This is a genomic window from Novosphingobium beihaiense (assembly GCF_022832375.1).
Taxonomy (GTDB): domain Bacteria; phylum Pseudomonadota; class Alphaproteobacteria; order Sphingomonadales; family Sphingomonadaceae; genus Novosphingobium; species Novosphingobium beihaiensis.
Genome location: NZ_JALHLG010000007.1, coordinates 196,017 through 217,785 on the forward strand (window position 1 = coordinate 196,017; position 21,769 = coordinate 217,785).

Below are 21,769 nucleotides of genomic sequence, written 5' to 3' on the forward strand. Positions count from 1 at the left end.
GCGGAAGTTACTTGTGTTGTTTAACTTTTACCGCGTTCGGGGCCTGCCCGGCATCCACGAACAGCGTCGCGAGTGCGCCTGCCAGCATCAGGACACCGGCCAGTATCAATGCGTTGCGAGGATCTGCACCAAGAAAAGGTTTGTATACTAACGGTATGGAAACCGTTTCGATCAGCATCGGCACGACGATGAAGATGTTGAAAACGCCCATGTAGATACCGTAGCGGGCGGGGGGAATCGAATCGGCCAGCATCACATATGTGTTGCCCATCATTCCGGCCCATCCGAACCCGATCCCTGCCATTAGCAGCATCAGCAGGGGCATCGATGGCGCGGAAGGGATCAGCAGCATCGCCGTGCCGGACGCGGCGAGGCACGCCGCGTGCACGGACCGGGCGCCGAGCCGCCGCACGGCGGGAATCAGGATGAACGCGGCGCCGAAAGCAATGAAATTGTACAGCGCTCCCAGTTGCTGCGCCGTCATCGCGGCATCGCGGAAGCCCTGCGAGGCTGTGTCGCGCGTGCCGTAGAGCGAGCGCGAAAGCGCGAAGGCAATGAATTGCCAGTATACGAACATCGCGTACCATTGGCACAGCATAGCAACGGCGAGCTGGCGCATCGGTCGTGGCATTTCCACGATAGCGCTGCCGATTTCGCGCATGGTGGCCGCGGGTGTAAGCGGCGCCGCCTTGATTCTGGCGCGCTCTTCGTCCGTGAGCGGCAGTTCGGGCACTCTTATGATCGAATAGAGCATCGTCGAGAGTGACAGGATGGCACCGATCAGGAATGCGATCCGCACCACCACCGGCACGCCGTTGGCGGAAAGCATGTTGCGGTCGATCACTGCCGCCAGCAGCGAAGGGAAGAGATAGGACAGCGTCTGCGCCAGCCCGGTGGCGGCGCTTTGCGTCAGGAACCCCACTGACTGCTGATCTTGGGATAGCCGGTCCGCCACATAGGCGCGGTAGGGCTCCATCGTAATGTTGTTGCCTGCATCGAGCAGCCAGAGCAGCCCCGCCGCCATCCACAAAGTGGAGGACGAGGGCATGGCGAACAGGCAGATCGAACAGAGTATGGCGCCGGCCAGGAAATAGGGCGTGCGGCGGCCGAAGCGGGACAGGGTGCGGTCGCTCATGGCGCCGATGAGGGGCTGGACAAGCAGGCCGGTAACGGGGCCGGCCAGCCACAGGAGCGGCATGGTCGCTTCATGGGCGCCGAGGAAGCCGTAGATCGGGCCCATGTTGGCCTGTTGCAGGCCAAAGCTGAACTGCAGGCCGAAAAAGCCCATGTTCATTTCAATGATACGCAACAGCGAAAGGCGCGGTTTCGCCCTCTCCGGCATATATTGTCCCCCCGTGGTTGCGAGCTTTCTTGTTATTACAAGCCTTCGCATAGGAAACGTATATAGCTTTAGGAGAAAATGGGACAGTCCTTGCCGGTAGTTGCAGAGCTTTCACTTTGCAGGAACTGCAAACGTTTGTATGACAACTGCCGTGAAGACGGCTTCTCCTTCTGCCAGGTGCGCGCCGAAGCCTTTGCTGTGGCGCCGCGCCGATCTTGCCGGGGTCGATTTCCGGCACTGTGCAAGGGCGCCCGTTATGGATCCCGGGCAGATCGTGCGCATCGAAGGCGGGATCGACGTCTGGGATGCCTGGCCGCTGGCACAGCCGGGCGGGCATCCGCTGCCCTGGCAGGGTGGAGAATTCTGGTTCGCGCTTGCCGCTCCCGTGAACGACGATCCCGAAGCGCGCCACCATGTGGCCCGGATTCACGGGTTTCACCGGGTGGCCGGGCGGTTCGTGCATCTTGGGCCGGTTTTCGCCGACCGCTTCAGCCCGGGCAGCCGTGAGTGGTCCGGATCGGCCAAAGTGGAAGGGGGAAAGGTCACGCTGTTCTTCACGGCCGCAGGGGCGCGGGGCGAAGAGCAGGTCTCGTTCCGCCAGCGCATTTTTGAAAGCACGGCCATGCTGGGCGGGGAGGGCAATACCTTTTCCGGCTGGAGCGAGCCGGTCGAGATCGTTCGTCCGCTTAACAGGCACTATATGGCCCGGCACGAAGCGATGGGCCAAGCGGGGCAGATCAAGGCTTTTCGCGATCCCGCGGTCTGGCACTGCCCGGTGGGGCGCGAATATCTGATCTTCACGGCCTCGTCCGCCACGGACCAGGGCAGCCACAACGGCGTGATCGGCTGCGCGGTGCGGGAGGCGGATGGCTCGTTCCGCAAGCTGGCACCGCTTGTCGATGCCTGCGGGACCTGCAACGAGCTGGAACGGCCGCATATCGTTGCGCATGGCGGGCTGCTCTATCTGTTCTGGTCTGCCCAGGCGGGCGTGTTCGCGCCGGGGATCGATGCGCCGACCGGGCTCTATGGCGCAGTGGCGAGCAATATCGCGGGGCCCTGGCGGCTGCTCAACGGGCACGGGCTGGTGTTTGCCAATCCGGATGCCGAACCGTTTCAGGCCTATAGCTGGTGGGTCCTGCCCGATCTCACCGTTGCCGGGTTTGTCGACTATTGGGGGATGGATGACACCCGCGCGCGGGAAAAGCCCAGGGGGCGGAAGCATTTTGGCGGAACTTTCGCACCGTTCCTGCGCTTGCATCTCGATGGTGACAGCGCCGGGCTGGCCGGGGACATCGCATAGCGCGTGTCCGCGGGCAGGGCGGTTTCGGCAGGTTATCTCTCTTTGTTGAACGAATGTTGCGCTAACTGGAAATCGTGTTACACCGCCCAACGGAAGGAACGCACCTTGTCAGGTGCGGGTCGCAACCATCACCGGGACATTTCGTATTGATTCCTTGTCTGCGCTTTAGGGGATACCTGTAAGGCTGCGGATGCGGCCCTATATTGACCGCCGGGCCGGGGATGCGCCGCGCGGCATAGCGCTGACGGGAATGAGAAGACCGCGGAGAAGGCAATGAGTGCAGGCGAACTGATCTCCCACTGGAAGCCCAAGGGTTCCGGCAAGACAAAGCCCGGAACGGGCCCGGCAGACGCGTTGCAGGATGCGATTGCCCAGCGGATTTACGAATCGGTTCTGCCGGGAGACGGCCCTGCCGAAGGCGCGTGGATCGATGAGGCTGCGGCGGCGGTGCTGGCCGCGGGCAAAGTGCGCAAGCCTGGTAAGCCGGTGATCGAACTGGCATCCGCCAGCGAGGAACGGCGCGTGCTGCGCATCGTGTTGATCAACGACGACATGCCGTTTCTGGTCGATTCGGTTGCCGCCGCGATTGCCGAGGCGGGGCTTGTGATCGATCTGCTGGCCCACCCTGTCCTGTCGGTGGAGCGCAACGCGAAGGGTTCGCTCGTCGCGATTCCGGATGGGCCGACGGACAAGAGCCACCGCGAATCGATGATCTATATCGAGACGCCCCGTGTCGATGCCCGCCAGCGGCGCGAACTCATGCGCGCGATCGAGTCGACCCTGGCCGACGTGTACTGTGCAGTGGCCGACTGGCAGAGCATGGTGAAGGCCATGCAGGCCGATGCCGGTGCGGTGACGGACGAGGAGGGCGCGGCGCTTCTGCACTGGTTCGCCGATGGCATGATCACCCAGCTTGGGCACGTGACCTGCCAGCGCGATGGCAGCCAGTCTCAGCAGCTGGGCATATGCCGTCTGGAAACCAACGGGCTGCTCTCCGATGCCAGCTATGCCCATGCGTTTGCGGTGTTCGATACGGAGCTTGCCGCTGGAGACGTGCGCGCACCGATGGTGATCAAGGCCAATCAGATGGGCACTGTTCACCGCCGCGTGCCGATGGACCTGTTTCTGGTTCCAGTGATCGAAAAGGGCGTGGTCACGGCGCTTTCAGTTCACGCGGGCGTCTGGGCCAGCGCGGCTCTGGCCGCACCGCCGGAGCGGGTGCCCCGGCTGCGCAGGCAATTGGCGGATCTGGCGGACAAGCTGGGGCTCGATCCCGTCAGCCACAGCGGCAAGGCGCTGGCCCATGCGTTGACGAGCCTGCCGCACGATCTCGTTCTGGGCCTGGGCGCCAGCGATGTCGAACGTCTGGCGACGACGATGATTGGTCTCGTGGACCGCCCTCGGCCGCGTCTGCTGGTCGCCCGCGCGCCGTTGATGCGGCACCTTTTTGCGTTCGTCTGGCTGCCGCGCGACACGGTTTCCACCGATATGCGCAAGCGTATTCAGGCCATGATCGAAAGCGCCGTGCAGGCCCCGACCCTCGATTGGAGCCTGCAGGTCGAGGCGGGCAATCTGGCGATGCTGCGCTTTACCCTGGACATTCGCGAAGGTGTTCACGAACCGGACGAGGACGAGCTTGACCACCGGCTGCAAGTCATGCTGCGCGGCTGGACCGAAGCAGTCGAGGCGGCGCTGGCGCCGGTGCTGGAACCAGCCCGCGCGGCCGCCGTGGCGGCGCGCTATGCCGAAGCGTTCCCGCTCGCCTACCGCAGCGACTATGGCCCGGCCGAAGCGGCCGTCGATATCGGGCACATGCGCAAGATCGTGGTCGGGGAAGCGGCCGATACCGGGCATGAGCAGGCGCACCGCGATGCTCGGCTCTATGCTCATGACGGCGATCAGGCCGGCCGCCTGCGGCTGAAGATCTATGAGGCGCATGGCAGCCTTCCGCTGTCTGATGCCGTCCCGGCGCTTGAGAACTTCGGGTTCCGGGTGCTGGAGGAAATGCCCACGCCGCTCGAAGGCGGAAAGATCGGCACGATCCACGATTTCACACTGGCGTTGCCTGCGGGGCGCGATGCCGGTGAAGTGCTGCAGCTCGCGCCGATGATCGAGGACGCGCTGTGCGGTGTGCTCAACGGCGCCAGCGAGAACGATCCGTTCAACCGCCTGGTGCCCGGCCTCGGCCTGTCCAAGCGCGAGGCGAACTGGCTGCGCGCGTGGTTCCGCTATCTGCGGCAGGCGGGCATGCACTATGGCATTGCCACTGTCGTCGATGCGCTGCAGGGCGCGCCGGTGGTTACGCTGGGCCTGATCGATCTGTTCCGCGCGATCCACGATCCCGGCTTTGCCCGAGACCGCGCCGATGCGCGCGTGATGGCCGAGGAAGCGATCCGGGCGGGGCTCGCCGGTGTCAGCGCGATCAACGACGACCGGCTGCTGCGCGCCTATCGCGATCTGGTCGAGGCGATGCTGCGCACCAATGCCTTTGCCCCTGCTGGGCAGACGGCGCTGGCGTTCAAGTTCGATTCCGCGAAAGTGCCGGGCTTGCCCAAGCCGCTGCCGTGGCGCGAGATCTTCGTCTATTCGCGCCGGGTGGAAGGCATCCACTTGCGCGCCGGGCCGGTGGCGCGCGGCGGCCTGCGCTGGTCCGACCGGCGCGACGATTACCGCACCGAGATTCTGGGCCTGATGAAGGCGCAGCGGGTGAAGAATGCCGTGATCGTGCCCACCGGCGCCAAAGGCGGTTTCTACCCCAAGCAGCTTCCTGATCCCGCGCAGGACCGTGCGGGCTGGGCGGCCGAGGGGCAGGCGTCCTATGAGATCTTCATCGGCACGCTGCTTTCGATCACGGACAACATCGCAAACGGCAAGGTCGTGCATCCCGAGGATGTGACCGTGCTCGATGGGGACGATCCCTATTTCGTCGTCGCGGCGGACAAGGGCACGGCCCGGTTCTCCGACGTGGCCAATGGCATTGCTGCCGGGCGCGATTTCTGGCTCGACGATGCTTTCGCCAGCGGTGGCTCCAATGGCTATGACCACAAGGCCATGGGCATTACCGCACGCGGCGCCTGGGTCTCCGTGCAGCGCCACTTCCTGGAACTGGGCGTGGACGTGCAGAGCGATCCGGTGCGCGTGGCGGGCTGCGGCGACATGTCGGGCGACGTGTTCGGCAATGGCATGCTGCTCTCGCAGGCGATCAAGCTGGTGGGCGCATTCGATCACCGCCACATCTTCATCGATCCCGATCCTGACCCGGCGAAGAGCTGGGCGGAGCGCAAGCGCATGTTCGCGTTGCCGCATTCGAGTTGGGACGACTACGATAAGAGTCTGATTTCCAAGGGTGGCGGGGTGTTCCCCCGGACCATGAAGTCGATCCCGCTCTCCCCCGAAGTCCGAGAGGCGCTGGGGATCGATGCGGCCGAGACGGATCCCGACACGCTGATTTCGGCGATCCTGCGTGCGCCGGTGGACCTGTTGTGGTTCGGCGGCATCGGCACGTATGTGAAAGCCTCCAGCGAGAACAACGCCACGGTTGGCGATCCCGTCAACGATGTGCTGCGCGTAAGTGCGAACGAAGTGCGCGCGAAAGTGATCGGTGAGGGCGCGAACCTCGGCGTGACGCAGGCCGGGCGGATCGAATTCTCGCTTCGGGGCCGCAGTGGTCTGGGCGGGCGCATCAATGCGGACTTCATCGACAATTCGGCGGGCGTCGATTGCTCGGACAACGAGGTCAATATCAAGATTGCGCTGGCCGCCGCGCGCCGCGCGGGCAAGCTGTCGGAAAAGAAGCGCGTCGAACTGCTGCGCGACATGACAGAAGAGGTTTCGGCGCTGGTGCTGGAGGATAACCGCCTGCAGGCTCTGGCGCTGTCTATCGCCGAAGATGGCGGGGCGCAGGCCATGCCTTCGCATGTCCGCCTGATGGAGATGATGGAGGAAGGCGGGCATCTTGATCGCCGCACCGAGGGGCTGGCCGACAACGAAACGCTGGCCCGCCGCGCGCAGGATGGCCGGGGGTTGACCCGGCCGGAGCTGGCCGTGCTGCTTTCCAGCGGGAAACTGCTGCTGCAGGATGCGATCGAGCAGAGCGATCTGCCCGCCGATCCGGGGCTGGTCGAGATGCTGCTGGAGGCCTTCCCGCAGCCGATGCAGGAGAAGTTCCCGCGCTTCATCAAGGATCACCGGCTGGCGCGCGAGATCGTGGCGACCAAGCTGGCGAACCGCATCGTCAATCGCCTGGGCATCGTGCATCCCTTCGAACTGATGGAAGAGGAAGGCGCGGGGCTGGCGCAAGTCGCGGCGGCCTTTTCTCTGGCGGAACGGCTGTTCGGCCTCGATGCGCTGTGGCAGCGGCTGGAAACCGCGCCGATGCCCGAACCCGCGCGCGTCACCCTGTTCGGCCGGGTGGCATCCGCCGTGCGCGGCCATATGGCGGACCTGCTGCGTGCGGGGGCAGGCCAGGTGGCGCCGGGCGATCTGATGGCCCGGCTGCAGCACGGCATCGCCGAACTGTCCACCGAGACGATTGAGCTGCTGGGTGAGCGGACGCTGGCCCATTCGCTGACGCAGCGGGCCGGGCTCAAGGATCTGGGCGTGCCCGAAGCCGTAGCGGAAGACGTGGGCAACCTGTTCGACCTTGACGGTGCGGTCGGCATTGCCGAACTGTCTGCCGATACCGGGATCGCTCCGCGCGAACTGGCCGGTATCTTTACCCGGATCGGCGCCGGTCTCGGCCTCGACTGGGCGCAGGCCAGCGCGACGGTGATGAACCCCTCCGATCCCTGGGAGCGCCTGCTGGTGGCGGGGCTGGCCCGCGATTTCCAGCAGATGCGGCTGGACTTCCTCAAGCGCCTTGCCGCGACCAAGGCAGGGCGCAAGGATCCCAGCGCCGCGGCCGAGGAATGGGGCAAGAGCCACCTGAACACGGTCCACGCCTTCCGCGCCATGGTACACCGCGCCGAACGCGCCCCCGCGATCACCCCCGCCATGCTGGCCCAGATCGCCAGCCAGGCCCGCAACCTGCTGGGACGTTAGGCTTACGCCAATCCTCCCTGTCGCGCAGCGATGGGGAGGGGGACCGCCCGCGCAGCGGGTGGTGGAGGGGGAAGAGTATCACTCCAGCGGCAGCGCGCGCGCTTCCTTGATCGTCTCCAGCACGATGATCGACTTCACATCGCGCACGCCGGGAATGCGGACCAGCGATTTCAGCGTGATCTGCGAAAGGTGCTCCACATCGCGCGCGATGACATGGACGAGATAGTCCATGTCGCCCGTCACCGCATGGCAGGCGATCACATAGGCATTCTCCTCGATCGCCTGTTCGAAGCGCGAGATGTTCGCATCGCTGTGCCCGTCGAGGTTGATCAGCACATAGGCATCGAGTTCGAACCCCAGCCGCCGCGCATCGAGCAGCGGCTGATAGCCCTGAATCACCCCGTCATCCTCCAGCCGCTTGATCCGGCGGCTGACCGGGGTGGCGGAAAGCGCGGTGCGCTCCGCGATCTGGGCGACGGGCATGCGCGCGTCTTCCTGAAGTGCGTGGATGATCTTGCGGTCGAAGTGGTCCATCTGCACGGATCGCCTTTCGGAAGGTGCTTTGTTAGTGGAATCCTCCAATAGCATGGCTTCGCGACGCGATAAACGCACGATACTGAAGCGTAGGGCGTGGTATTATCGCGCCATGAAGACGCCGTGCACGCAAACGAGCAACAGCGGCCTTCGGGGAGAATACGATGCCGCAGCCGCCGACTACACGGTCGGCCAGGACTGGCATGCCTATACCCCGCAGATGCACGCACGCTGGCGCCGCCTCCACGCGCGCCAGTCGGCACTGGTGGAGCGCCATGCCTGCCGCGCGTTCCGCGAGGGGCTGGCGCGGCTCGATTGCGCCGGGGGCATCCCGCGTTTCGAGGATGCCAATGCGGTGCTCGGCGCGGCGACCGGGTGGCGGCTGGTGGCCGTTCCCGGCTTCATTCCCGACGATGCGTTCTTCGATCACCTCGCCCATCGCCGCTTCCCGGTCACGCGCTGGCTGCGCGAGGAGCATGAGCTGGACTATCTGGTCGAGCCCGATGTGTTTCACGATTTCTTCGGCCATGTGCCGATGCTGCTCGACCCGGCGATTGCCGCTTTCCTCGAACTCTACGGCAAGGCGGGGAAACGGGCGATGGCGATGGACGCGCTGGAAATGCTGGCGCGCATCTACTGGTACACGATCGAATTCGGGCTGGTGCGCGAGGAGGGCGGGCTGAAAGTTTTCGGCGCCGGGATTATCTCGTCCGCCTCCGAAACCGTGTTTTCCGTCTGCGATCCGCAGGTGCTGCGCCTGCCGTTCGATGCGGTGCGGATCATGCGCACCGGCTACATGATCGATGCCTTTCAGAAGACCTATTTCGTGCTCGAAAGCCTTCCTCAGCTCATCGACGGGCTGGTGGGGCTCGATTTCGGGCCGGTTTACGAAAAGTGGCGCCACGCGCCTGCCTTGCCTGCGGGTGCGTGCCTGCCCGGCGAAATCCCCATTCTCAACCACGGAGCCCCTGCATGACCGACCTGTTCGAAAACCCCATTGGCCTCGACGGGTTCGAGTTCGTCGAGTTCTCCGCACCGGAAAAGGGCGTTCTGGAGCCGGTGTTCGAAGCCATGGGCTTCACCAGAGTCGCGCGGCACCGCTCAAAGGACGTGGAGCTGTGGCGGCAGGGCGAGATCAATTTCATCACCAATTACGAGCCGCACAGCCCCGCGTGGTTCTTCAGCCGCGAGCATGGCCCCTCGGCCTGCGGCATGGGCTTTCGGGTGCGCGATGCGCGGGCGGCCTATGCCGAACTGCTCGCCCGATCGGCCGAGCCGGTGCAGGTGGCGACCGGGCCGATGGAACTGCACCTTCCCGGTATTCGCGGCATCGGCAATTCGATCATCTACCTGATCGACCGCTATGAGCGGAACGGGGACGGCGCGCTTTCGATCTACGACATCGATTTCGAATACCTGCCCGGCGTAGCCCGGCATCCGGCAGGCGCGGGGCTGAACCTGATCGATCACCTGACGCACAATGTCTACGGCGGGCGTATGGCCTATTGGGCTGACTATTACGAGAAGCTCTTCAACTTCCGCGAGATCCGCTATTTCGACATCAAGGGCGAATATACCGGCCTCACTTCCAAGGCGCTGACCGCGCCCGACGGCAAGATCCGCATCCCGCTCAACGAAGAGGGCGAAGGCGGCAAAGGCCAGATCGAGGAGTTCCTGCGCCAGTTCAACGGCGAGGGCATCCAGCACATCGCGCTGATCAGCGAGGATCTCATCCAGACCTGGGATTACCTGCAAAAGCTGGGCGTGCCGTTCATGACCGCGCCGCCCGAAGCCTACTACGACATGCTGGACGAGCGCCTGCCGGGCCACGGCCAGCCGGTGGGCGAGTTGAAGGCGCGCGGCATCCTGCTTGATGGCAGTATCGAGGGTGGCCCTGATGGATCAAAGAGGCCGCGCCTGCTGCTGCAGATCTTCGCCGAGGCGCAGATCGGCCCGGTTTTCTTCGAATTCATAGAGCGTCAGGGCGACGAGGGCTTTGGCGAAGGCAATTTCAAGGCGCTGTTCGAATCGATGGAGCGCGACCAGCTCCGCCGAGGCGTGCTCAAGGTGGAGGAACCGGCCGGATAGGGCGGTATATTCCATCCTTCGACAAGCTCAGGATGAGCGGAGAATCGGGAAAAGACAAAACACCGGCCTCTCCCCGCTCATGCTGAGCCTGTCGAAGCACGAGCGGCGCGCCACGCTTGGAAAAGACGGGAGAAAGAGGATGACAGATCGGGCCCCGAAATTGGGCGGCATCCACCACGTGGCCTACCGCTGCCGGGATGCGAAGGAGACGGTGGAGTTCTACCGCGATGTGCTGGGCATGGATTTCATGCTGGCCATTGCCGAGGACAGCGTGCCTTCCACTGGCGAACCGGACCCGTACATGCACGTGTTCCTGGATGCGGGCGGCGGCAATGTGCTGGCCTTCTTCGAACTGCCCAACGCGCCGGACATGGGCTGCGATGAGGCAACGCCCGCTTGGGTGCAGCACATCGCCTTCAAGGTGGACAGCGAACAGGCGCTGCTGGACGCCAAGGCCCGTGCCGAGGCGCGCGGGCTCGATGTGGTGGGGCCGACGCACCACGGCGTGTTCAAGTCGATCTATTTCTTCGATCCGAGCGGCCATCGGCTTGAACTTGCCTGGCACTTCGGTACGCCGGAGCAGATGCAGGGGCTGAAGGACGTGGCCGATGCAATGCTGGAAGAATGGTCCCGCACCAAAAAGGCCCCGCGCCACGCGGCCTGGCTGCACGAGAAGATTGCGGCCGAAACCTGAGGAAGTCCCATGCGCCTCCATGCCTATTACCGCAGTTCGACCAGTTACCGGGTGCGCATCGCACTCAATCTGAAAGGGCTCGATTACGAAGTGGTGCCCGTGGACCTGCTCAAGGCCGAGCAGCGCGGCGAGAGCTACCGCCGGCTTAATCCCTTCGCCGGGGTTCCCGCGCTGGAGGCGGAGGGGCGCGTCTATGCCCAGTCGGTAGCGATCCTCGAATGGCTGGACGAGCGGCATCCGGACCGTTCGCTGCTGCCATCCGATATCGAGGATCGCTTCCTCGCGCGCGAACTGGCACTGGCCATCGCCACCGAACTGCACGCACCGCTCAATTCACCGGTGCTGACTTATCTGGAACGCGATCTCGGCCATTCGCAGGAGGAGGTCACGGCCTGGTATCACCACTGGATGGCCAAGACGCTGGGTCCGCTCGAAGCACAGCTGGCGGCTCTCGATACCGGCAACTACCTGTTCGACGCGCCGGGCCTGTTCGAATGCGTGCTGATCCCGCAGCTCTACAATGCGCGGCGCTTCGGCTTTGACTATGCGGCCATGCCCCACATGGCGCGGATCGAGGCGGCCTGCCTGTCGCACCCAGCTTTCGTGAAGGCGCATCCGGATAACCAGCCGGATAGCCCGGGGAAGGCGGCATAACCGGTCCTCCCTGTCGCGTAGCGATGGGGAGGTGGCATTCGCGCAGCGAATGACGGAGGGGTTTTCTTACCCCTCCACCACCAGCTTCGCTGGCGGTCCCCCTCCCCATCCCCTGCGGGGACAGGGAGGATTGGAAATAACCGCTACGTTGGCGCATCTGAAACGACTGTTTTCGGTAGCAATGGCCGCATAGCTACCCTCGCTACCACCCCTTACGCCCCCGCCCGCACCACGCAGCGAAAGCCGATGTGCGATGTCGCCGTGTCTACCATCTCCGGATGCCGCGCCGCCGGGCGGTAGCGCTGGCAGTAATTGGCCGCGCAGAGGTGAGAGCCGCCTTTCAACACCTTGCGCCCAATGCGCACGCCGGGCTGGGCGGGGTCGAAGCTGGTCTTCAGCTTGCCGCCGCGCGGGTTGCTGAGGGTGCAGCAGGAGCCGCCTGCCTTCTTCTTCGCCACCTCGGGCTTTTCGCTCCACCAGTCGCGGGTCCATTCCCAGGTGTTGCCGATCAGGTCGTAGAGGCCGTAGCCGTTGGCGGGGAAGGTCTTCACCGGGGAGGTGCGCTCCCAGCCGTCGAGGCACTGGTTGGCGAAAGGGAACAGGCCCTGCCAGTAGTTCGCCAGCATTGCTCCGCCGGGCGCGAGTTCGTCGCCCCAGGCGTATTCCTTGCCGTCGAGGCCGCCGCGCGCGGCATATTCGTATTCGGCTTCGGTCGGCAGGTCCTTGCCCGCCCATTTCGCATAGGCCTCGGCATCCGCATATGCGATCTGGACGACGGGATGGTCCCACAAGTCCAGCGCTGCGATATCCGCGTCCGGGCCGAGCGGGTGGCGCCAGTCGGTGCCGAATTCGAAGTGCCACCAGTTCGCCGGGTTGGAGGTGTCCACCGGTGTTGCCGTCTTGCGGAAGACGAGCGATCCGGCCTTGGCCATGCCGGGCAGCATTCCGGGATAGTCCTTCGGATCGGGCGCGATTTCGGCCACCGTGGTATAGCCGGTTGCCTCCACGAAGCGGGCGAATTGCCGGTTGGTCACGGGCGTTTCGTCGATCCAGAACCCGTCGAGCGAAACCCGCCGCAGCGGCGCTTCCTCCGGGTAGAACGCTTCGGAGCCCATGGTGAAGGTGCCGCCAGGTACGAAGACCATACCTTCGGTGACGGCCGGGCTCTCAGCGGTATCGGTTTTGGTCAACGGCAGCCCCTCCCATGCGCTCCGGAGGTGCCACTCATACAGAGGCGGCGGCGCGGGGGAAAGTTCAGACCATCGTTTCCGGGCGCACCAGCCGGTCGAACGTCTCGGCATCGACCAGCCCCAGTTCCAGCCCGGCCTCGCGCAGGGTCTGGCCGTGGACATGGGCGTGCTTGGCGATCTTGGCGGCATTGTCATAGCCGATTGCGGGCGCCAGCGCCGTCACCAGCATCAGCGAGCGGTCCACCAGTTCGGCGATGCGCGCGCGGTTGGGTTCGATGCCGTCCACGCAGCGCTCGGCGAAGCTCGCCATGCCTACCGACAGCAGATGGATCGAGCGGATCACCGCGGCGCCGATCAGCGGCTTGAACACGTTTAGTTCGAAAGCGCCCTGCATCCCGCCCACCGTCACAGCCTGATGATTGCCGATCACTTGCGCGGCGACCATCGTCAGCATCTCGCACTGGGTGGGATTGACTTTGCCCGGCATGATCGAGCTGCCCGGTTCGTTCGCGGGCAAGTCCAGCTCGCCAAGGCCGGAGCGCGGGCCGGAGCCGAGCAGGCGGATATCGTTGGCGATCTTGGTGAGCGCGACGGCCAGCGTGTTCAGCCGCCCGGAGAAATCCACCAGCGTGTCATGGCTGGCCAGCGCCTCGAACTTGTTGGGCGCGGTTTCGAAGGGCAGGCCGGTCAGCTCCGCGAGTTCGGCGGCGATTGCCCGGTCGAAGCCTTCGGGCGTGTTGAGCCCGGTGCCGACGGCGGTGCCGCCCTGCGCCAGCTTGCACAGCCCGTCCGCGATCAGCGGCTGGATACGCGCGCGGGCGAGCTGTACTTGCGCGTGATAGCCGGAAAATTCCTGCCCCAGCGTCACCGGCGTCGCATCCTGCAGGTGGGTGCGGCCGATCTTCACGATATCGCCCCAGGCTGCCATTTTCGCCTGCAGGGAGGCTTCGAGCCGTTCCAGCGCGGGCAGCAGATCGCGCGTCGCGGCGAGCGTGGCGGCGACGTGCATGGCGGTGGGGAAGCTGTCGTTGGAGGACTGGCTCTTGTTGACGTGATCGTTGGGGTGGACCGGGCTCTTGCCGCCGCGCGCGCCGGTCAGGACCTCGTTGGCACGCCCGGCGATCACTTCGTTGAGGTTCATGTTGGTCTGGGTGCCGCTGCCGGTCTGCCAGATCACCAGCGGGAACTGGTCGTCAAGCTGTCCGGAGGCGACTTCCCGCGCGGCCTGCTCGATGGCATCGGCAAGGCGCGCGTCCAGACCGTGCTGGCGGTTCACCCGCGCGGCGGCCTGCTTCACCAGCGCGAGGGCATGGACGATCGCCAGCGGCATCCGCTCCATTCCGCCAAAGGGAAAGTTCTCGATGCTGCGCTGGGTCTGGGCGCCCCAGTAAGCCGTTGCGGGCACATCGATTTCGCCGATGCTGTCGGATTCGCGGCGGACGTCCATGCGGCTTTGCCTCCTGCCTTTGCCTGTTGCCGGAACGGGCCGTTCCGGCAGGCTTAACAGATAGGCATTCAGGCCGGTTCTGCTACCGGCCCCCGCATCAGATCCTCGGCCATGCGGTCCGCCACCACCGACGGGGCGAGGCCGCGCTGGGCCGCTTCCTCCAGAATGGCCGCCGTGCGCGGGCCGATCTTGAGCACGCGTTCCTGCACCTGCTGCGTCGTCTCGCCCAGATATTCGGCCGAGACATTGATGATCCCGCCGGCATTGACGACATAGTCCGGCGCATAGGCAATGCCGCGCTCCAGCAGCAGCGGGGCGGCCAGCGTGTCGCCCAGCTGGTTGTTGGCCGCCCCGCAGACCAGCCGGGCCTTCATGGCGCTCACGCTTGCCCCGGTGAGCGCGCCGCCGAGCGCGCACGGGGCGAAGACCTCGGCATCGGCCTGCGCGACGGCATCGATGGCAGCCATGCTGGCGCCCAGCTCCGCCGCGAGGTTTTCGCAACGCGCGGCGTCGATATCGGCGATCACCAGCTTCGCCCCGGCTTCGGCAAGCAGGCGGCACAGCGCGCCGCCGACACTGCCCACGCCCTGCACGGCCACGGTCACGCCCGAAAGCGAACTGTTGAAACGGAAGCGCACGGCGGCCTTCATCGCCTCGAACACGCCGAGCGCGGTCCAGGGCGAAGGATCGCCGCCCGCGAAACCGGGGCGCGCGCTGCGCCCGGCGACGTGCTGCGTGCGGCTGGCCACGAATTCCATGTCGGCGACGCTGGTGCCCACGTCCTCCGCCGTGACGTAGCGGCCGTCGAGCCGCTCCACAGCCGCCCCGAACGCCTCGAACAGGGCGCGGCGGTCGAAGTCGCCTTCGGGCCTGCGCAGCACCGCCTTGCCGCCGCCGAAGGGCAGTTCGGCCATGGCGTTCTTGTAGCTCATGCCTTCGGCAAGGCGGAAGGCATCGGCCATGGCGGCGCCGGCATCGGGATATGTCCAGAGGCGGCATCCGCCCGCCGCCGGACCGCGCGCGGTGGAATGAATGGCGATCACGCCGTCGAGCCCGGCGGCTTCGTCATGCAGGCGGACATATTCCATCGGCGGCATCATGCGGTGGGCGGCAGTGACCATTGTCGGGCTCCTGTAAGAGGCCATGATATTGGCATCATCGCCCGGATATTTTTGACCCCATTATCAGCAATTCCGGCTGAATCCAGAAAGGACAGGCCGGAAAATGGATGGTATGGGGATAAAATGACCGGACTCGATCCCTACGAACGAAAAATCCTTCGCGAGCTTCAGCGCGATGCCAGCCAGACGACGGCGCAGGTCGCGGAGCGGGTGGGGCTCTCCGCCTCCCCCTGCTGGCGCCGCATCGACCGGCTGGAGCGCGAGGGCTATATCCAGCGCCGCGTGGCCATCGTCGACCGGGAGAAAGTGGGGCTGAGCGCGCATGTCTTCGCGCAAGTGAAGCTCAATGCCCACGGCCGCGCTAATTTGGAGGTATTCGCCGCCAAGATCCGCGAATATCCCGAAGTGATGGACTGTTATGTGCTGCTGGGCTCGGTGGACTTCATGATCCGCGTCGTGGCGGAGGACATCAAGGCTTACGAGCGGTTCTTTTTCGAAAAGCTGTCACAGCTTCCCGGTATACAGGAAGTGACATCGACCGTGGCGCTTTCGGAGATCAAGTCGACCACGGCGCTGCCGATCTAGATCCAAGAGCAAGATGCAGGAAATCTACATGCATCAAGACCCGCTCACCCTGAGCTTGTCGAAGGGTGCTGGCCCGGCGCTGCGCCAGCGTCCTTCGACAGGCTCAGGACGAGCGGAGGCGGTGCAAATTGCGGACATGATGCTCTTAGGTAAATTCCAAGTGCTGCCTTTTTTGCAACGATCCGTTCCGATCATTGCGTTTGATCGAGCGGGGTGATGCAGGCAGGGAGAGGTTCCATGCCCCGCGTGCCGTTCTTCCCTTCCTTCCAGCTAGCCCTGCGCCGCTGGTTCGCGCCAGCCGGTGAGGCCGTTGTGGCCGATCCTGCGCAGGTGCCGCAGGCGCCGGAGGAAATCGACGCGGCCGCAGCCGAGGCGGGGATTGTCATTCCCGAGCCTTGCGCGCCGGGTGTGGCGGCCAATCTGGCGCTGCTGGCCAGCCACGCCGCGCGGATGCGCGGGGACGCGTCATGAAGAGCGCCGCCGAAATCGCCCGTGCCGTGCGCGGCGGCGAATGCAGCGCCATGCAGGTGTTGGAGGAGTGCCTCGCCGCGATCAAGGCGCAGGCCGCGCCGCTGATCGCCGTCACCCGCCTGCTCGAAGAGCGCGCCCGTGCCGAGGCCGGGCGCATCGATGCGATGATCGCGGACGGCATCGATCCCGGCCCGCTGGCAGGCGTGCCCTACGGGGTGAAAGACCTGTTCGACGTGGCCGGGCTGCCGACGACGGCGGGCTCCACGATCTATGCCGATGCTCCGCCTGCCACCACCGATGCCGAAGCCGTCGCGCGCCTGCGCGATGCCGGCGCGGTGCTGGTGGCGACCCTGAATATGGACGAGTTCGCCTATGGCTTCGCGACGATCAACGCGGCCCACGGCACGACTCGAAATCCTCACGCTCCCTCCCGCCTTGCAGGCGGCTCCTCGGGCGGCTCGGCGGCTATGGTTGCCGCCGGGCTGCTCCCTTTGTCTCTGGGGTCCGACACCAATGGTTCGATCCGGGTTCCGGCCAGCCTGACCGGGATCTACGGGCTCAAACCCACCCACGCCGATCTGCCGTTGGCGGGCGTTTTTCCTTTTGCTGAAAGCTTCGACGATGCCGGGCCTTTCACCGCGTCCATCGCGGATATGCGCCTTGTCTGGGAAGTGCTGAGCGGCAAGTCCGCAGCGCTCTCCGGCAACACGCCGCGCGTGGCCCGGCTGGGCGGACGGTTCCGCGAGAATGCCGATCCGGATCAGCTTGCCGCGATCGACGCCCTGGCGCCCGATGCGCCGCTGATCGAATTGCCCGATATCGCGCGTGCCCGCTCGGCGGCGTTCCTGATCACGGCTTACGAGGGCGGCCACCTCCACCGCGAGGCATTGGCGAAGCAGGCCATGGCGTTCGATCCGGCGACGCGCGACCGGCTGATCGCGGGCGCTCTGCTGCCGCGCGCGCTCTATGACGAGGCGCAGGCCTTCCGCGCTGAATACCGCGCCCGGATAGAGGTGCTGGTGGCGGACCATGATGTCCTGCTCGCCCCGGCCACGCCTTGCACGGCCCCGCCGGTGGACGATCCGCGCATCACGATCGATGGCAAGCTTGTGCCCGCGCGCGCCGATCTGGGCATTCATACCCAGCCAATCAGTTTCACCGGATTGCCCTCGCTCGCGGTTCCGCTCTACCGTCCGGGCGCCCTGCCGCTCGGCTTGCAGCTGATCGGCCGGCCGCATGGCGAGGCGGAGCTGTTCCGCTTTGCCGCCGGTCTGGAAGAACAGGGCGCAATCGGGTCGATACCGCCGCCGGGGGCGGCATAAGGGGGCAAGCGCGTGACGCAGACGGAAACGATGGATCAGACGCCACAAGCCGCACCGGCGGCAGGCGTTCTGGAGCGCTACTTTGCGCTCAAGGAGCGTGGCACCACCGCCCGCACCGAAGTGCTGGCCGGTGTCACCACCTTCCTGACGATGGCCTATATCGTGCTGGTCAATCCGGCGATCCTGGGCAGCGCCGGGCTTCCCGTGGCCTCGGTCGCGGCGGCGACGTGTTTTGCGGCGGCTTTCGCCTCGATTCTGATGGGCATGGTTTCCAACACGCCGCTGGCGCTGGCGCCGGGCATGGGGCTCAATGCCTATTTCAGCTATACGGTCGTGCAGCAGATGGGCGTGCCCTGGCAGGTGGCGCTGGGCTGCGTGTTCATTTCGGGCGTCGCTTTCCTGATCCTGACGCTCACCGGCGTGCGCCAGCTGATCGTCAATTCGATCCCGCATTACCTCTTCGCGGCGGTCGCCGGCGGCATCGGCCTGTTCATCGGCTTCATCGGCTTCAAGGATGCGGGCATCATCGTTTCCAACCCGGCGACCTTCGTGGCGCTGGGCAATCTGAAAGACCCGAACGCGGCGCTGGCGATTTTCGGTCTGCTGCTGATCGGCGCGCTCAGCGTGTGGAACGTGCGCGGCGCGATGCTGATCGGCATTGTCGTCACCACGCTGGCGGGCTGGCTGTTCGGCATGGTCTCGGTCAGCCCGGAACCCTATTCGCTCTCCGCGCTTACCGGCACCGCGTTTCAGCTCGATCTGTCGGGCGTGTTCGGCCTCTCCGGCAGTCACGGGCTGGGCCTGCTCGAAATCCTTTTCGTGTTTCTGTTCGTCGATCTGTTCGACAATATCGGCACGCTCGTCGCCGTTACCAAGCGCGCCGGGCTGATGGACAGCGCGGGCCGCATCCCGCGCCTCAACCGCATCCTCATCACCGATGCCACCGCCACGATTGTCGGCTCGATGGCGGGCACCAGCACGGTCACCAGCTATGTCGAGAGCGCGGCGGGCGTGCAGGCGGGCGGGCGCACGGGGCTGACGGCGGTCGTCACCGGCGTGCTGTTTCTGGCGATGATGTTCGTGGCGCCTTATGCGCAGCTGATCCCGCTCGCGGCGACGGCCCCGGCGCTGATCATCGTTGGCGGGCTGATGCTGCTGCCGCTCACCGAAGTCGAATGGGAAGATCCGCTTTCCGCGATCCCCGCTTTCCTTACCGTGGCGATGATCCCGCTGACGTTTTCCATCGCCAATGGTCTGGCCTTCGGCATTACCGCCCATGCCGCGCTGAAGATCGTGCGCGGGACGGTGACGAAGAAGGACTGGTTCCTGCTGATCCTGGCGCTGCTGTTCGTTGCCCGCTTCATCTGGATGGGAGCCGCCTGATGCGCCGTATCGTTCTGGGTTTCGCCGCGCTCTCAGCGCTCATCGCCACGCCCGCGCTGGCCGAGGAGCTGGATGCGACCCCGCGCACTGTGGTGATGACGGCTTACCGTCCCGAATGGAACGCGCTTGTCCATGCGGTTTCCGATCCGAAGGAATATACGCTCAACGGCGGCACCTATCTTACCGGCACGCTGGAGGGCAAACCGGTGCTGCTGATGCAGAGCGGCGTGTCGATGGTCAATGCGGCGATGAACACGCAGCTGGTGCTCGATCACTTTGCGGTGAAGCGGATCGTGTTCTCGGGCATCGCGGGCGGGGTCGATCCGCATCTTTCCATCGGCGACGTGGTCGTGGCTGAGGACTGGGGCCAGTATCTGGAAGTCAACTTCGCGCGCAAGGCGGGCAATGGCTGGCTCTCGCCCGAACCGGTGGACCCGAAGGCGCCCGCCAACTGGAACTTCATGTATCCGCGCGGCACCCGCGTCGGCAATGCGGACGAGGCGCCCGAGCGGCACTATACCTTCAAAATGGATCCGCAGCTTCTCGCCGTCGCGCGCGAGATCGCGCCGAAAGTCGCCATGGAGCGCTGCGTGCCGCCATCGCCGCAGCAGTTGCCGGACAGCGAGCTGTGCCTGCACAAGGCGCCCAAGGTCGTCGTCGGCGGCACCGGGGTGAGCGCGGGCGTGTTCGCCGATAACGCGCAGTTCCGCGAATATCTCTATGCGGCCTGGCACGCGCGCGTGCTCGACATGGAAAGCGGCGCCGTCGCGCAAGTGGCCTATGCCAACGAAGTGCCCACGATCATCTTCCGCAGCCTCTCCGATCTGGCGGGCGGCGACAAGGAGAAGAACATGGAGGATACCTTCGAGCATCTCGCCTCGGTGAATTCCGCCCATGTGGTGCGCGCGTTCCTGGCCGCGCTGCCGGACTGAGGGGCGGGACGATGAAGACGGTCACGGGCAACAACGGCATCGTCACCGCGCCGCACCACCTTGCCGCGCAAGTGGGGTGCGATGTGCTGAAGGACGGCGGCACCGCCGTGGAAGCCTGCGTGGCCGTCGCGGCGGCGCTGGCGGTGGTCTATCCGCACATGACCGGGATCGGGGGGGACGGTTTCTGGGTGATCCGCGAGCCCGACGGGCGCGTGCACGGCATCCACGGCTGCGGCGGCGCGGCGCGCAAGGCGGACCTGGCGCTCTACGAAGGGCTGGAGGCAGTGCCCTATCGCGGGCCGCTGGCGGCCAATACCGTGGCGGGCACGATCTCCGGCTGGCAGGCCGCGCTGGCGGATGAAAGCTGCAAGCTGCCGCTGGAGCGCCTGCTGCGCGATGCGATCCGCTATGCGCAAGAGGGCGTTGCCGTCACGGCGGGCGGCGCGGGCATCGCCTCGGCCAAGGGCGGTGAACTGCGCGGGCAGCCCGGCGCCTACGCCGCGATTTTCGAACCCGAAGGCCGTCCGCTGGCCGAAGGCGATGTGCTGCGCCAGCCGCACCTGGCCGAAACGCTGCGCAAGCTGGCGGCTAACGGCCTCGACGATTTCTACCGGGGCGAACTCGCCGCGCTGATCGGCGCCGATCTGGAAGCGCTGGGCAGCCCCGTCTCGCACGAGGATCTGACCGCGCACCAGCCGAGCCGCCCGGCGCCGCTCCATGTGCCGATCACCGGCGCGCGGCTCTACAACAGCGCGCCGCCGACGCAGGGCTTCGCCTCGCTGCTGATCCTCGCGCTGTTCGACCGGCTGGCGGCGGATGCGCCCGAGGGCTTCGATCACGTCCACGGTCTGGTCGAGGCGACCAAGCAGGCGTTTCTGCTGCGCGATGCCCATGTCGGCGATCCGGCTTACACCGATTACGATTTCCAGTTCCTGCTCGATGATACGCAGGCGTTGAACAGCCTTGCGAGGCGCATCGATCCGGCAAAAGCACTGCCCTGGCCGCAGCCTTCGCAATGGGGCGACACCTGCTGGTTCGGCGCGGCCGACGATGCGGGCCGGGTGGTGAGCTGCATCCAGTCCACCTATTTCGAATTCGGCTCGGGCCTTGTCCTGCCGCGCACCGGGATCACCTGGCAGAACCGGGGCAGCTCGTTCCGCTTGGCCAAGGACGGCTGGAACGCGTTGAAGCCCGGCCGCAAGCCCTTCCACACGCTGAACCCGGCGCTGGCGGTGTTCGAGGATGGCCGGGTGATGGCCTACGGCACCATGGGCGGCGAAGGCCAGCCGCAGACGCAGGCTGCACTGTTCAGCCGCTATGCCCGCTTCGGCGCGGACTTGCAGGAGGCGATCAGTGCCCCCCGCTGGCTGCTGGGCCGGACATGGGGCGAACAGTCCACCACGCTCAAGCTGGAAGATGGCTTCGACAAAGCGCTCTACGCGCAGCTTGCCGAAGCCGGGCACGACGTGGAGCGCGTGGGCCCGTTGACGGCGACGATGGGGCATGCCGGCGCCATGGTACGTTTGGCAGACGGTTCCTTCGAAGGCGCCACCGATCCGCGCAGCGATGGAGGCGTGGCCGGATGGTGATGATAGTCCCAGCTCCCTCCCCCTTGATGGGGGAGGGATACGAAGGCTTGGCCGCGAAGCGGTCTAGCCGCAGTTGG

18 protein-coding genes are annotated in these 21,769 nt (G+C 65.6%); 13 read left to right on the forward strand and 5 right to left on the reverse strand.

Annotation, left to right across the window (positions count from 1 at the left end):
• Nucleotides 1-7: 7 nt before the first annotated feature.
• Entirely contained in the window at nt 8-1,342 is a 1,335-nt protein-coding gene (locus MTR66_RS07830) for an MFS transporter (protein ID WP_243919442.1), read from the reverse strand.
• Between the two features lie 256 nt (nt 1,343-1,598).
• Between MTR66_RS07830 and MTR66_RS07835 the strand changes: the two genes are divergently transcribed.
• Nucleotides 1,599-2,642 carry a glycoside hydrolase family 68 protein gene (locus MTR66_RS07835; protein WP_243919444.1) on the forward strand — a complete coding sequence of 348 codons (1,044 nt, stop codon included), beginning with the start codon at nt 1,599-1,601 and terminating at the stop codon, nt 2,640-2,642.
• A gap of 273 nt (nt 2,643-2,915) precedes the next feature.
• Nucleotides 2,916-7,682, forward strand: coding sequence for an NAD-glutamate dehydrogenase (locus MTR66_RS07840; protein ID WP_243919446.1), 4,767 nt, complete (start codon nt 2,916-2,918; stop codon nt 7,680-7,682).
• Nucleotides 7,683-7,760: 78 nt separating this feature from the next.
• Here MTR66_RS07840 and MTR66_RS07845 read toward each other — a convergent pair whose 3' ends face one another.
• The gene (locus tag MTR66_RS07845) at nt 7,761-8,216 is read right to left on the reverse strand and encodes an Lrp/AsnC family transcriptional regulator (protein WP_243919668.1); all 456 of its coding nucleotides are present in this window, start codon (nt 8,214-8,216) and stop codon (nt 7,761-7,763) included.
• A gap of 112 nt (nt 8,217-8,328) precedes the next feature.
• Between MTR66_RS07845 and phhA the strand changes: the two genes are divergently transcribed.
• From phhA to maiA, 4 genes are all read left to right on the forward strand, one after another.
• Complete coding sequence (gene phhA / locus MTR66_RS07850; protein WP_243919448.1) at nt 8,329-9,192, forward strand: phenylalanine 4-monooxygenase; 864 nt, start codon at nt 8,329-8,331, stop codon at nt 9,190-9,192.
• Nucleotides 9,189-10,304 (forward strand): 4-hydroxyphenylpyruvate dioxygenase, encoded by a 1,116-nt coding sequence (hppD, locus tag MTR66_RS07855; protein ID WP_243919450.1) that lies wholly within the window; start codon nt 9,189-9,191, stop codon nt 10,302-10,304. The genes phhA and hppD overlap by 4 nt, the downstream gene beginning before the upstream one ends.
• A 139-nt stretch (nt 10,305-10,443) precedes the next feature.
• Entirely contained in the window at nt 10,444-10,998 is a 555-nt protein-coding gene (locus MTR66_RS07860; RefSeq protein WP_243919451.1) for a VOC family protein, read from the forward strand.
• 9 nt (nt 10,999-11,007) lie between these two features.
• On the forward strand, nt 11,008-11,652 hold the full coding sequence (gene maiA, locus MTR66_RS07865) for a maleylacetoacetate isomerase (RefSeq protein WP_243919452.1): 645 nt from the start codon (nt 11,008-11,010) through the stop codon (nt 11,650-11,652).
• Between the two features lie 212 nt (nt 11,653-11,864).
• Here the strand turns inward: maiA and MTR66_RS07870 are convergent, their stop codons facing one another.
• The 3 genes from MTR66_RS07870 to MTR66_RS07880 all read right to left on the reverse strand — a co-directional run bounded on the left by MTR66_RS07870 (nt 11,865) and on the right by MTR66_RS07880 (nt 15,410).
• Nucleotides 11,865-12,797, reverse strand: coding sequence for a formylglycine-generating enzyme family protein (locus MTR66_RS07870; RefSeq protein WP_243919669.1), 933 nt, complete (start codon nt 12,795-12,797; stop codon nt 11,865-11,867).
• 109 nt (nt 12,798-12,906) lie between these two features.
• Nucleotides 12,907-14,289, reverse strand: a complete 1,383-nt coding sequence (gene fumC / locus MTR66_RS07875; RefSeq protein WP_243919453.1) for a class II fumarate hydratase — start codon at nt 14,287-14,289, stop codon at nt 12,907-12,909.
• A 68-nt stretch (nt 14,290-14,357) separates the two neighbouring features.
• Nucleotides 14,358-15,410: a Leu/Phe/Val dehydrogenase gene (locus MTR66_RS07880; protein ID WP_243919454.1), complete on the reverse strand. Its 1,053-nt coding sequence runs from the start codon at nt 15,408-15,410 to the stop codon at nt 14,358-14,360.
• Between the two features lie 123 nt (nt 15,411-15,533).
• Here MTR66_RS07880 and MTR66_RS07885 point away from each other — a divergent pair, with 123 nt between their 5' ends.
• From MTR66_RS07885 to MTR66_RS07915, 7 genes are read left to right on the forward strand one after another with little or no spacing between them, the layout of a single operon-like run.
• Nucleotides 15,534-15,995, forward strand: a complete 462-nt coding sequence (locus MTR66_RS07885; protein ID WP_243919455.1) for an Lrp/AsnC family transcriptional regulator — start codon at nt 15,534-15,536, stop codon at nt 15,993-15,995.
• Between the two features lie 13 nt (nt 15,996-16,008).
• Nucleotides 16,009-16,212, forward strand: coding sequence for a hypothetical protein (locus MTR66_RS07890; RefSeq protein WP_243919457.1), 204 nt, complete (start codon nt 16,009-16,011; stop codon nt 16,210-16,212).
• Nucleotides 16,213-16,232: 20 nt separating this feature from the next.
• Nucleotides 16,233-16,466, forward strand: coding sequence for a hypothetical protein (locus tag MTR66_RS07895; RefSeq protein ID WP_243919459.1), 234 nt, complete (start codon nt 16,233-16,235; stop codon nt 16,464-16,466).
• On the forward strand, nt 16,463-17,788 hold the full coding sequence (locus MTR66_RS07900; protein ID WP_243919461.1) for an AtzE family amidohydrolase: 1,326 nt from the start codon (nt 16,463-16,465) through the stop codon (nt 17,786-17,788). Before MTR66_RS07895 ends, MTR66_RS07900 begins: the two co-directional genes overlap by 4 nt.
• A gap of 30 nt (nt 17,789-17,818) precedes the next feature.
• Nucleotides 17,819-19,171 (forward strand): NCS2 family permease, encoded by a 1,353-nt coding sequence (locus MTR66_RS07905; RefSeq protein ID WP_243919670.1) that lies wholly within the window; start codon nt 17,819-17,821, stop codon nt 19,169-19,171.
• Entirely contained in the window at nt 19,171-20,103 is a 933-nt protein-coding gene (locus tag MTR66_RS07910) for a 5'-methylthioadenosine/S-adenosylhomocysteine nucleosidase (protein ID WP_243919463.1), read from the forward strand. The genes MTR66_RS07905 and MTR66_RS07910 overlap by 1 nt, the downstream gene beginning before the upstream one ends.
• 11 nt (nt 20,104-20,114) lie before the next feature.
• Nucleotides 20,115-21,692 carry a gamma-glutamyltransferase family protein gene (locus tag MTR66_RS07915; protein ID WP_243919464.1) on the forward strand — a complete coding sequence of 526 codons (1,578 nt, stop codon included), beginning with the start codon at nt 20,115-20,117 and terminating at the stop codon, nt 21,690-21,692.
• Nucleotides 21,693-21,769 lie beyond the last annotated feature (77 nt).

Coding starts and splice junctions, on each gene's coding strand:
- MTR66_RS07835 (WP_243919444.1), top strand. CDS start 1,599: ATGGATCCCGGGCAGATCGTGCGCATCGAAGGCGGGATCGACGTCTGG.
- MTR66_RS07870 (WP_243919669.1), bottom strand. CDS start 12,797: ATGGTCTTCGTACCTGGCGGCACCTTCACCATGGGCTCCGAAGCGTTC.
- MTR66_RS07915 (WP_243919464.1), top strand. CDS start 20,115: ATGAAGACGGTCACGGGCAACAACGGCATCGTCACCGCGCCGCACCAC.
- fumC (WP_243919453.1), bottom strand. CDS start 14,289: ATGGACGTCCGCCGCGAATCCGACAGCATCGGCGAAATCGATGTGCCC.
- MTR66_RS07860 (WP_243919451.1), top strand. CDS start 10,444: ATGACAGATCGGGCCCCGAAATTGGGCGGCATCCACCACGTGGCCTAC.
- MTR66_RS07905 (WP_243919670.1), top strand. CDS start 17,819: ATGGATCAGACGCCACAAGCCGCACCGGCGGCAGGCGTTCTGGAGCGC.
- MTR66_RS07880 (WP_243919454.1), bottom strand. CDS start 15,410: ATGGTCACTGCCGCCCACCGCATGATGCCGCCGATGGAATATGTCCGC.
- maiA (WP_243919452.1), top strand. CDS start 11,008: ATGCGCCTCCATGCCTATTACCGCAGTTCGACCAGTTACCGGGTGCGC.
- MTR66_RS07830 (WP_243919442.1), bottom strand. CDS start 1,342: ATGCCGGAGAGGGCGAAACCGCGCCTTTCGCTGTTGCGTATCATTGAA.
- phhA (WP_243919448.1), top strand. CDS start 8,329: ATGAAGACGCCGTGCACGCAAACGAGCAACAGCGGCCTTCGGGGAGAA.
- MTR66_RS07840 (WP_243919446.1), top strand. CDS start 2,916: ATGAGTGCAGGCGAACTGATCTCCCACTGGAAGCCCAAGGGTTCCGGC.
- MTR66_RS07895 (WP_243919459.1), top strand. CDS start 16,233: ATGCCCCGCGTGCCGTTCTTCCCTTCCTTCCAGCTAGCCCTGCGCCGC.
- MTR66_RS07910 (WP_243919463.1), top strand. CDS start 19,171: ATGCGCCGTATCGTTCTGGGTTTCGCCGCGCTCTCAGCGCTCATCGCC.
- MTR66_RS07900 (WP_243919461.1), top strand. CDS start 16,463: ATGAAGAGCGCCGCCGAAATCGCCCGTGCCGTGCGCGGCGGCGAATGC.
- MTR66_RS07890 (WP_243919457.1), top strand. CDS start 16,009: ATGCAGGAAATCTACATGCATCAAGACCCGCTCACCCTGAGCTTGTCG.
- MTR66_RS07885 (WP_243919455.1), top strand. CDS start 15,534: ATGACCGGACTCGATCCCTACGAACGAAAAATCCTTCGCGAGCTTCAG.
- MTR66_RS07845 (WP_243919668.1), bottom strand. CDS start 8,216: ATGGACCACTTCGACCGCAAGATCATCCACGCACTTCAGGAAGACGCG.
- hppD (WP_243919450.1), top strand. CDS start 9,189: ATGACCGACCTGTTCGAAAACCCCATTGGCCTCGACGGGTTCGAGTTC.